Source organism: Bradyrhizobium sp. 132, from assembly GCF_023074185.1.
GTDB lineage: Bacteria > Pseudomonadota > Alphaproteobacteria > Rhizobiales > Xanthobacteraceae > Bradyrhizobium.
In genome coordinates, this window is sequence record NZ_JADPKY010000096.1 from 43,328 (window position 1) to 53,834 (window position 10,507).

Sequence of the window (10,507 nt, forward strand, 5' to 3'; positions counted from 1 at the left end):
AAATGCCTGAGGGAATTTGCGAGACGAAGTCATTTTTCGATCAGCGGTCCCGCCAAAATCCCGACCGACGACATCTCGTTGGCATGCCACCCGCCGTGCACTCCGAAGCCGACCGCCCCATCCGCACTCCAGGTGCGGCCCATAAGGCCAAATGGATCGAGACCATCCGACCGGAACGAGAACAGAATGTCCGCCGATCGGGCATGGTCGGCGAACACCAAATGGCGGGCAAAGCTGCCCGCCGCAATGCCATAGGCCGCGCCACCGGCGGTAAACACCAGACCACACCAGGGCCGCTCGATCATCGATCCTACTGTGCGGCGGATAACGGCGTCCGATGGCTCGGCGATGTAAATTGCTCCGACTTGGCCAGGTATGACGTGGCATCGATCCCGGCCGCCGGTGCCGGGCCGCAGCGCAGCCCGGCAGCCTCGAGCGTCTCAAATAGATCGGCCCGCGCATGCACCGTCACATGTCCATGACCGGAGGCGGTGATCAGGTGCACGCCAAGGGAGACGCCCTCAGCCTCCCACCCATCGAGCACGCGGCGCAACTGCCGATCGACAAAGCTGATCGCTGCCATCGTCTTTGGCGCGCCAGTCCCACAATCGTGCGAGGAAATATCGGGCTCCCGGGTGCATACCGGCAGCACCTTCGTCGTGTGCAGGTCGGTGAGGCAGTCTATGTTGATTTTGCTGGCGTCGTGGGGCGTCCCAACACCTGACGTAACTCAAGCTCGATCTGCGTCCCGCAAGGGCCGGTCTGCTGTCATCGATGGTGAAATTCGTCGAAAAATTCGATGGAGCGCCAAATTTAAGCGCTGGCTTGAGAGTCATTGCACAAATTCAAACCTCCATGTTTGCTACCACATACGAACAAATGCACCCATCTCCGTCGGGGACCAATTTATGTCGAAAGTTTCACCATTTCATTCAACGAAACCTGGTGCGCGAAGCGTCTATCACGACAACGACAAGTGTACCGAGGGCAATAACATCGAACGGCAGAATCTCGCCTCGGGCACCGGAGGGCGGCCGCGCTGCGAACATTGCGGCCGCCTAGCCTAGTTCGCAGCTGCCGTGGCGGGTAAAACGAGCCCCGCCACGGGTCTGGGGCAGGAAAATATGTCAAGCTTGAGGGCAGCGTTGCTTCGTTCGCGTCGGCTTGGCCTCCGCGGTGTGCTCGCGGACGCAGTTCAAGTCAAGCTCCGGCCGAGGTGGTCGATCGGTCGGCTTGATTGATTTTCAGGCAGCGCTTTCAAGTCGGCTTCATTGTGCCAGATGGGTGGCTCAGTTCTAATCTCAATTCATTTGGCGAAGCGTTCTGGGCGGCTTTGCAGGGCTAGTAACGTAAGCGATTAGTGGCGCATTGTGCACAACCACTAGGACCACGTCCGGAATCGCTGTTTGTCGAGACGTCTCGCGATTGACGCTGCCGCACAGAAGCAGGTGGCCAGCCCAGGAATAGCAACCATATGGCCGCTGACGATCTTCCCTTTTCATCTACGGTCTCATCCGTTGTCGATGCCTTCTTGAAAAAGCTCGAGGACCAGAAAACCCTTTCGCGGGCGTCTTTGTCGGCGCTGCGAAAGGCACTGGCGGATCATCAATTGGACGCCGAGAGCCTACGGGCGGCCATTTTCAATGCTGCTGAGCCGAGCAATGATCCAGATTGAAGAAATCGAAATTGTCGAGTTCCGTGGAATTCGTCATCTCAAGCGCTCGTTGGGCCGAAGGAGTTTTGGCATTGCGGGGCCGAACGGTACTGGCAAGAGCGGCATCGTGGATGCGATCGAATTTGCCCTCACCGGAAACATCACTCGTCTCGGCGGCGCGGGCACGGCGGAGCTGAGTGTCAAGGCGCACGCTCCACATGTCGACGCGAGCAAAAAGCCCGAAACCGCGCTCGTTCGCCTGCAGGTCTATGCGCCCGCTCTCAAAAAGAGCTTCATAATCGAGCGGAGCGTCAAGAATCCAGGCGCCGCGGTACTCAAGCCAAGCAGTGCTGAAACCAGGGCGCTTCTGGCGCAGCTCGAAACCCATCCTGAGTTTGCCCTGTCTCGTCGAGAAATCATCAAATATATTCTCGTTCCTGCAGGCAAACGATCACAATACGTCCAAGAGCTGCTGCGCCTTGATCAGCTCGAAAAGCTGCGGGTCTCACTCCAACGCGTCGCCAACGATGCAAAACGCGACCACGGAAGGGCCGAGGTGGAGGATCGGCGGAGCAAGTCCGATTTCTTTCACCATCTCGGCATTGCCACTCCAAACAAAACTGATCTGCTTGCTTCTGTAAATGCTCGTCGAGCTGTGCTGAAGCTCGATCCTGTGGCGGACCTCGCGCCGGAAAATGCCTTGAAGGTAGGCATCAATCCAGATGCCGAGCACGAGGCGTCGCAGCCATTCTCCAAGCTCGGCGCCAAGAATGACCTTGCGAGCTTCCTGAAGAGGCTGGCTGTCTCGCAGGAAATAACCATAACCGGCGCAAAGTCGGATGCAGTCGGCGCTCTCGCCCAGCTCACGGACGATCCGGCTCTGTTAAGGGTTGTCAAGCAGCGCGCTTTGGTTGAGCGGGGTCTTGAGCTGGTCGAATGCGACGCTTGTCCACTGTGCGACGGTCCCTGGGAGATGGCCCTCCTGGCAACGCATCTTCAAGAGAAGATCGCAAAGGCAGATGCGGCCTCGACGGCATTGAAGCAACTGGCCCTGGCGATCGACCCTCTCGCGGCTCACCTGCGGGCGATGGCGCTTGACGCGGGCAAAGTGGCCGAATGGTGCGAAAAGGCCAATCCTCCTATAGATGCCACGTCGCTGCGGTCCCACGCAAAGGCCCTCGACGGTGACCGCGACACACTAGACAAGGTCGTCCGGGACCCGGCAGCGATCGCCCACGCGCTGCAAGCCCTTGGTCGACTGGGGGCATCGCCCGCGGTCGAGTTGCTTCAGCCCGCCGATCGTCTGGCGGCCTATATCGAAACGCTCTCCGACCTTTCAAAGGAGGAAGAAGCCAAGGAATTCTTGATCGTTGCCCAGGAGAAATACGATCAATGCCGTGGGACGCAGCAGACCCTCAATATCGCGGCCCAGCAGGCCGAAACAGCTTCTGCGGTGTTTAGCCACTACGGTACGGTCAGCACCGCAATGTTGGAAGGCATCTACGACAAGGTGCAGAAGGACTTCACCGAATACTACAGTTTCATCAACCGCGACGATGAGGCCAATTTCGAGGGCAAGCTCTCTGCATCATTGGGCAAACTGGCCTTCGATGTCGACTTTTACGGACGAGGCAGATTTCCTCCCGGGGCCTACCACAGCGAGGGCCATCAGGATGGCATGGGGCTTTGCCTCTATCTTGCACTGGTGAAGCACACGCTCGGCGATGGATTTACGCTTGCCGTCCTCGACGATGTGCTGATGTCGGTCGACGCCGGCCATCGTCGTGAGGTTTGCGCGCTCCTGAAGCAGAGATTTCCAAACACGCAGTTTGTCCTGACCACTCACGACGGCGTGTGGCTCAAGTTCATGCAGAGCGAAAAGCTGGTTCAGAGCACTCTTAGCTTTGGCGGCTGGACGGTCGACAGTGGCCCACAGGTCTGGAACGAGGGTCACGTCTGGACGCAGATCCAGAAACACCTTGCCAATGACAATGTATTTTTGGCGGCAGGGACTTTGCGACGCTATCTGGAGTTCACCTCGACGATCCTTGCGGATAATCTGCGCGCTCGCATCGAATATCATGGAAACGGACAATACGACCTGGGCGATCTCTGGCCCGGGGTGTTAGCCGCATGGAAGGCCCGTCTCAAAGAGGCGCGCGACTCCGCCTCCTCGTGGGGGAAAAATATTCAGGATGCCGAAGCGCTCCAGATAGAATCCAAAAAGCGGGTGGCGGCGACAAAGTCCGAAGAGTGGATGATCAACAAGGCGGTTCACTACAACGCCTGGGCGGACCTGCAATCGAAGGAATTCGCTGCGGTCGTGAGTTCGTTTCAACAATTGCTTCAACTGATGCAGTGCCCCAACACCGATTGCGGCGAATTCCTCTGCGTTTCGCCTATCAAGGGTGACAAGGAAGTCCTCCGCTGCAGTTGCAGCGCTGTCAGTCTCAACCTCGTGCCGAAGAAGAACTGATGCTCCTCGCCGGGCCCAGACCGTCGCTGACGCGTGTATGTGAACCTGTGGCCACGCACCCTCGAGGCCGGACCATGCGGTGAAGTTGGTCCGCTCGTCGCCCCGCGCGGGCTCTGGATCGACCGGCAGCGCCGATGACGGATCGCGATGATCGCGCATTCATTGTGGCCTGACACCGCTATGATGATGGGCGCTGCACCTGGGGTTGGTGCCGACGATGATGGCCGCAGGGGTTCAGGATCAGGCCGCACGCCGGTCGGGGGCCGGCTTCTGCGCGGGCAGAAGGCCACTGAATCACGAACAGTGCATTCGCCGGACCGGCTGTCTTCGAAGCGATAAGCCGGCACCGGATGACCGCTGCGACCAAAGGTTCCGGCTTGCGGGTCTCTTTGCCGGTTACCTATCACCTTATACGCCCGTGCTCCGGTCTGAACCTGATTGTGATAGAGTTCCCAGACATTGACTTGATGCCTTTGAGAGATGCGTCACGCGAAGCGTAGTGGCGGACCAAGTTGGTCAAGAGGTGCGGGCTCCAGCCGGGATGGCGATCTTCAGCGGCGCGCGCCGGTCCGCGTGCAATGGCGTAACTGGTCATCAGAGAGCCCGACGACGGTCCTGCCGTGTAGCTCGCGCGTCATTTCAGGGCGTCACAGCCTAGACTATGATTCGGACAGGGAGTGCGGAATAACCGTGCACGAAGTTCGATGCAACGCGCTCCGGATCGCCAACGACCTCGACCTCCATGCGTTTATTCAGTATCTCCTCCCAGAGGATTTTAAGCTGCAGCCGCGCGAGATGTCGACCAAGGCAACGATGGATGCCGTATCCGAACGAGAGATGTTGGCGCACGTTCTTGCGATCTATCGTAAATTTGTTGGCGTCTTCGATGACCTCATCGTCTCGGTTGCCAGAGATGTACCACATTACAACCTTGTCGCCTCGCCTGATTTGTTTGCCTCCCATGATAATGTCCGCGGTAGCGTTGCGGCGCATATGTGCGATGGGCGTTTGGTATCGAATAATCTCGGACACAGCGCTCGACACCAAGGCGGGATTATCTCGTAGCTTTCGTAGCTCGGAGGGGTGCTGGTTCATGAACAGCAGGCCACCGGTGATCGAATTGCGCGTGGTGTCGTTGCCCCCCACGATCAGTAGAATGAGATTGCCAAGAAACTCACGTGGCTCCATATGCCGAGTCCCGGACGAGTGCGCCATCATCGAAATGAGATCAAATCGTGGCTCGGCATTTATCCGCTCCCGCCAAAGCCGAGTAAAATATGTCAAGCACTCGGACAGAATTGCGCTTCGCTTGCCCCAGCTGTCGATCGCCTGCCCAACCGTCGGCGCTGCAACGGCTACGTCCGACCAGTACGTCAGGAGCCGGCGATCCGCGAACGGAAAGTCGAAAAGTGTGGCCAGCATCTGCGTCGTCAACTCGATCGAGACCATATCGACCCAGTTGAAGGCTTCATTGCGCGGCAGGCCATCAAGGATTGTTCTAGCGCGACTGCGGATTAATCCCTCGAGTTTTTCCAAATTGTCCGGTGCGAGTATCGGACTTACGGTGTTGCGCTGCGCGGCATGTTTGGGAGGACCTGCCTTGATAAAACTCGGTGTCCAATGTTCCTCGGGCACGTCGAGGATCGTGACACCTTGCTCTGACGAGAATATTATATGATTTGTATCGACGGCCACGATATCGCGGTATCTCGTTATCGACCAATATGCTCCGTATGGGCTGTCTTGGCAGTGGTGAACGGGATCTTCCCTTCGCAGCCGCTCGAAGCAGGGCCATAAGCTATCATCTTGAAATCGTCTAGGTTCGCTTACATCTAGATCTCTCAACGGGATGCCGCGCACATCTTCGCCTCCGCGCACGTTAAAGGGCGTTTTCATGACCGTGTCCATTTGGTCTTTTCTCTTTGGAGAACCCGATCTCGACAGGTCGTAACCGCATGGATTGCGTGCCGAGTGCTTCAGTTGGGAAGAGCTTCTCGCCGAAGCGGCAAAGAATATTCAAAAAACTCAGCGGCGCCCCCTACCAGTTCCGGCAGGAGCGAGATCGCCGCCACTTTGTCTATGCGAGCGGAACGCCGCCAGATGAGTCGGCCACGTCTCATTGCGGAAGACTCGCGGCGGCCCGCTTGAATTGTGGCCGCTGCGAAATAGGGCCTGACTTCGGCATGCTCAATCTCAACAACGCGATCGGGCAGGGGACCGACGCGGTGGTCGCGGTCGCGCGTTCAATCAAACAGAAGATGGAGATGTTTGGACGGCGCTTGGGCAATGTTCCAGCGGCATGTCCAAGACCAAAGCACCAATTCCTTCGGCGCCTTGCGCGCCATCAAATAACCAACTGATCCGACCCAAGCACGGCCTTGGCCGCCGCGGCTTCACCATCTACTATCCTCGCCGCTGGTGCTGCTAGGAACGTGCTCCCACTTTACTTCCTTTGATAAAGGGCATCGTCTAGCTCGCTCGTGTGGTCAGGCGTGTGCTCCCGATCTGTGCCAGGAGCTCGTCAATAGTTAGGCACGGCGCCTCTGGCGCGACGCTCTGCGCTTCTCCGGCAGTACAGGGATCGGAATGCGGAAGTGAAAAGACGCCCCCGCCCGCCAGCCCGCCCTACACCCGGAAGGTGATGCATGCGCTGTTGCTGGAACACGTGACTGGGCAAGCGTGCTCGCACATCGTGGCGGCCGGCCGCTAGAAACGGATTCCTGGGTTGAAGCATACCGGAAAAGACAACTACGCCTGGTTGTTCAAGGGCGAGACGATTTTCTGCCTGGCGTCGGGCCCGAGCCTCACGGCGGAGATCTGCCAGCGTGTGCGCGGCCGGCGGTCGATCGCCATCAACTCGTCGGCCGTGCTGGCGCCCTGGGCGAGCGTGCTGTTCTTCACGGATTCCGGCTGGTACGAGCCGCGGCGCCAGCTGGTGGCGAACTGGGATGGCCTGGTGATCTCGATGTCGCGAACGGCGAAGCGCGAGATGCCGGACAAGGTCAAGCGCGTACAAGGCGAGGGCGACCCCCAGGCGCTGCGCATCGTCGCGGACCGGGAGCACTGCCACGACGAGTACAAGGGCTCGGCCCGCGATTCCGAGATCTATCAGCGCGAATTCGTTCCGGGCTTTGCAGGCTGGGACGAGGCCGCACGCGCCGTCGGCGTCGAAGTCATCGACGCGACTGAAGGCAGCGCGCTGAAGGAGTTTCGGTTTGCGTCGCTCAACGACATCCTGAGATCGGCCGCTTGAGCAAAATTTAAACATCGGGCTCTCCCGCGAGCAGATCCGGGCGGCAGTGCAGGCCGACTTCGTGGAGCTCTATGCCGCTTTGAATTCCGCGTACGGTACCAACCTGGTGCCGCGGCTTCTGAAGAGCGGGCTTTCTGACAGCCAGGTGCTGGACTTTACGCGGGCCAATTTTTCGGACCTCTATGCCGCGGTGAAGGCGCAGGGGCTCACCGGAGCTCCGCGCTATCTAAATGCTGGGCTCTCAAGCGATCAGTTGCGCGCCGCGACGCAGGCGAACTTCACTGACCTGTACACACTCGTTGGAGGAGCGAGCAACATCCCGAACTTTATCAACTTCACGGGCATCAATTTATCAAAGTACCACTCAGCGCCGTACCCTAGATCAATACTAGGTCAAGGTAGTTCGGTTATGGCCGGACTTGGCTCAGGTTCTACGGGGGCCGGTGATGTTGACGCGGTTGTACACTCTTGGCTAAGCCAGCGCGCAACCGCGCTGCCGGGCGGTTCTTCGCAGTCGATGTTCGGCTCGCATAATCAACTCGCTGCGTTCGATGGTCGGTTGACGCTTACGGGAGGATGGACCAAGACCGGCTCCGACACGTCGCTCGGCGGCCCAATGTGGAACACGGGTCATTCCGGTGGACACATTCCTGTACAGCTACCCGACGCTAGCCGGTGGCGGGTTGGGGACTTTAAATGTCAATATTGACGGCGGAACTAACACGCCGATCAATCAGGGACTAGCAAACGGTTTCGTCACGGCACCGGCGTTCACGACAACTCTTGGTTTGCACACGCTCAACCTTGATTGGGTATCCGGGGTAGTCTACGCGGCGCGGATCATCGCCTATAATTCGGCCATCCCGTCCCAGACATTTGTCTACAGTGCTGGGTGGTCATCATCGAAGGTTTCGAACTCGCTCAACGGCGCTGCCTCTTACAACCCGTATCCGGCGACAGCCACCTTGGCGGCTAACCTAAACTTCGTCGCGCACATGATTAACGATGCAGTTGCGTGGTACCGACATCCCCGGTGCCTACATTCCCAGCCTTCAGTCGATCAGCACGAACGTGCAGCCGAAAGGCTCTGTGATTTTCATGACGGAAAACGCCACTGATCCCGCGATCTCGGGCGTGTCGCTGGTGACACAGGCGGCTTATGCTGATGCTGTAATCACAGCGGCCCGATCGTTGAACGCGCCGCGCATAGACGTGTTTAGGCTCATGGGCACCTACGCAGAGATTACCGCGAGAGGACATGCGGCGGGCGATGGCTTCCACTTAAATGCTTTGGGGGAAACGCAGATTGCGGGATATAGCCAAATAGCCGTGCAGCCGGGCTTTATCTCGATCTGATACCCATCCATGTCTCGGGGACGAGTACAGCGTCGATCCTGGCTCGGCATTGCCGCTCGGAAACTTTAATTTCGGACGGGGACAAGAGATTGGATGCCGTAAACTTTGGCGAGTACGTTGATCAAGGAATAAGACACGTTCTCCGCATCAGCATCGAATAGAACGCGAAGGGGGGCAGTGCGGAGGCGTCTCGGTTGTCGGCCAGATGCGAGTAAGTCCCAGGGCTGAACCGTACTCCTCGATCTCCGGCATGGACATATCGAGTTCTGGGGCAAAGGAGTAGCTGTGAAAAAGCAGATTGCCGATCACACCGGTCGTGATTTGATGGTCGGGCCTTGCGTTGAGTGGTGAATGCTTCACGTCGTAGAGGGTTCTTGCAACGTGCGTGATGCGACCTCTCCATCGGTTAGGGTTTATCTTCGCAATCGAGATTTCCCAGCCGTCGATGGGATCTCTGGTTCTTCGGAAGTATCACGCTGCTTGGAAGGGATCGCCGCTGTACGGGGGGCGCGGAATTCGTAGACCATTGTGAACATGGTGATCCATGCCGCCAGAGACCTTGAAGCCCAGCGATCTAGAGTGGGCCAAGTAGCCTGCAGAAAAGGAACGATGTGCGGCTTTGCTCTTGTCTGCAACCTGCTCATCCAGCCGCTGTTGCAACGTTCGCACACACAAGGGATCGTGTCGGTTAGCATGTCGCCATTCCAAATCCGTTCGGCGTGCAAAGTCCCACTGAATGAAGCCGTGTGCATTCGCTTCGAAAAGGCTCGTGAGACGTAGGATTGTATCCATTCGGCCCAAATGTGGTCGTGAGATAACGGCCCCCCTCCGCAGAAAACGCATGTCTTGGGTGTTTCGCCTATCGACATCGGCCTAAGTATCATCTGGGGGCCCCTCCGAAGTGGCCACTAAAACACACGGGTCCTTCTCATCCAATCAGGGAGCCGCGCTGCGCGTATTCTCAAACAGCCGTTCACCCCTTTAGCCGCTTAAGCAACGCAACGCGCTCGTCGTTTAATTCGCGAAGATATTGAGCATTGGAAAGCTGCGTCTCCTGCCACTCGATGCGATCTTCCGCGGTCCAAAGGTAACACTCGCGATCGAAGCGTGCTTTTTCGGCATTATCGTATTCTGTGTAAAGTTTGATATCACGTTCCACCTGGTCCAGTTGTTCCTGGATAGTTCTTGGCATCAGCCGTTCCCTTGGCCTAGCCTCCAGCCGGCGTTAGTTTTCGGCGCAATCTATGTGGCTAGCAACATGCGGTTCGCTCTCCTCGGTAGTTAGACGCATAGTTTGTTCGTAAAGGTTATTCCGTAAGATTGTCTTCATCTGCGCGACTGTCGATGCGACTTGGTTCGCGCAATGGCAGTCCTTCCACTCCCTCAGGGAGAGTTGGCCAAAATACAACCATACTCGGAGTACAGAACAGAGAGCGGCGACACAGAGCGCCGGCCGACTGCTACGGCCCGACTGCGGCGGGGGTTTCTCCTCCTTTACCCCGCCGCGCCCGAAATCAGATCTGCTGCAAACGGCATCCTCTTCTTTTCTCGCGCAATCAAGGAACAGAATTGACAGTTCAAATCGGCGTCAATGGCCACTCCATGTTCGCCTCCGGGGCGTACCGCCAGATCAATGACGAGGACGTCTTCAAGACGCTCGCCGCACATCAACTCAAGCGATACCGCCTGACCATTCCTCTGGCGGCTGACACTGATCCATGGGTAGCGACGCGCTTCACCTCGATCGTGGGCCTTGCCGCCAACTATG

General features: G+C 57.9%; 10 protein-coding genes. 6 read left to right on the forward strand and 4 right to left on the reverse strand.

Going from position 1 to position 10,507, the window contains the following annotated elements; all coding sequences use genetic code 11:
• Positions 1–29 precede the first annotated feature (29 nt).
• Both IVA74_RS18670 and IVA74_RS18675 read right to left on the reverse strand, forming a co-directional pair.
• Complete coding sequence (locus tag IVA74_RS18670) at positions 30–305, reverse strand: hypothetical protein (RefSeq protein ID WP_247346998.1); 276 nt, start codon at positions 303–305, stop codon at positions 30–32.
• Between the two features lie 5 nt (positions 306–310).
• On the reverse strand, positions 311–652 hold the full coding sequence (locus IVA74_RS18675; protein ID WP_346730955.1) for an alkaline phosphatase family protein: 342 nt from the start codon (positions 650–652) through the stop codon (positions 311–313).
• A gap of 822 nt (positions 653–1,474) precedes the next feature.
• Between IVA74_RS18675 and IVA74_RS18680 the strand changes: the two genes are divergently transcribed.
• Both IVA74_RS18680 and IVA74_RS18685 read left to right on the forward strand, forming a co-directional pair.
• Positions 1,475–1,675, forward strand: coding sequence for a hypothetical protein (locus tag IVA74_RS18680; RefSeq protein ID WP_247293751.1), 201 nt, complete (start codon positions 1,475–1,477; stop codon positions 1,673–1,675).
• Positions 1,662–4,130, forward strand: a complete 2,469-nt coding sequence (locus tag IVA74_RS18685) for an ATP-binding protein (RefSeq protein ID WP_247347000.1) — start codon at positions 1,662–1,664, stop codon at positions 4,128–4,130. Before IVA74_RS18680 ends, IVA74_RS18685 begins: the two co-directional genes overlap by 14 nt.
• A gap of 654 nt (positions 4,131–4,784) precedes the next feature.
• Here the strand turns inward: IVA74_RS18685 and IVA74_RS18690 are convergent.
• A complete protein-coding gene (locus IVA74_RS18690; RefSeq protein ID WP_247347001.1) occupies positions 4,785–6,038 on the reverse strand; it encodes a cytochrome P450 in 1,254 nt (417 codons plus the stop codon).
• A gap of 817 nt (positions 6,039–6,855) precedes the next feature.
• Between IVA74_RS18690 and IVA74_RS18695 the strand changes: the two genes are divergently transcribed.
• From IVA74_RS18695 to IVA74_RS18705, 3 genes are all read left to right on the forward strand, one after another.
• On the forward strand, positions 6,856–7,383 hold the full coding sequence (locus IVA74_RS18695; RefSeq protein WP_247347002.1) for a hypothetical protein: 528 nt from the start codon (positions 6,856–6,858) through the stop codon (positions 7,381–7,383).
• A gap of 61 nt (positions 7,384–7,444) precedes the next feature.
• On the forward strand, positions 7,445–8,092 hold the full coding sequence (locus IVA74_RS18700; RefSeq protein WP_247347003.1) for a hypothetical protein: 648 nt from the start codon (positions 7,445–7,447) through the stop codon (positions 8,090–8,092).
• Between the two features lie 296 nt (positions 8,093–8,388).
• Positions 8,389–8,739 (forward strand): hypothetical protein, encoded by a 351-nt coding sequence (locus IVA74_RS18705; RefSeq protein WP_247347012.1) that lies wholly within the window; start codon positions 8,389–8,391, stop codon positions 8,737–8,739.
• A gap of 973 nt (positions 8,740–9,712) precedes the next feature.
• On the opposite strand, the gene IVA74_RS18710 is transcribed toward IVA74_RS18705, so the two are convergent.
• The gene (locus IVA74_RS18710) at positions 9,713–9,931 is read right to left on the reverse strand and encodes a hypothetical protein (RefSeq protein WP_247347015.1); all 219 of its coding nucleotides are present in this window, start codon (positions 9,929–9,931) and stop codon (positions 9,713–9,715) included.
• 377 nt (positions 9,932–10,308) lie between these two features.
• Here IVA74_RS18710 and IVA74_RS18715 point away from each other — a divergent pair.
• The coding region (locus IVA74_RS18715; RefSeq protein ID WP_247347018.1) for a hypothetical protein at positions 10,309–10,507 on the forward strand (199 nt) is incomplete at its 3' end.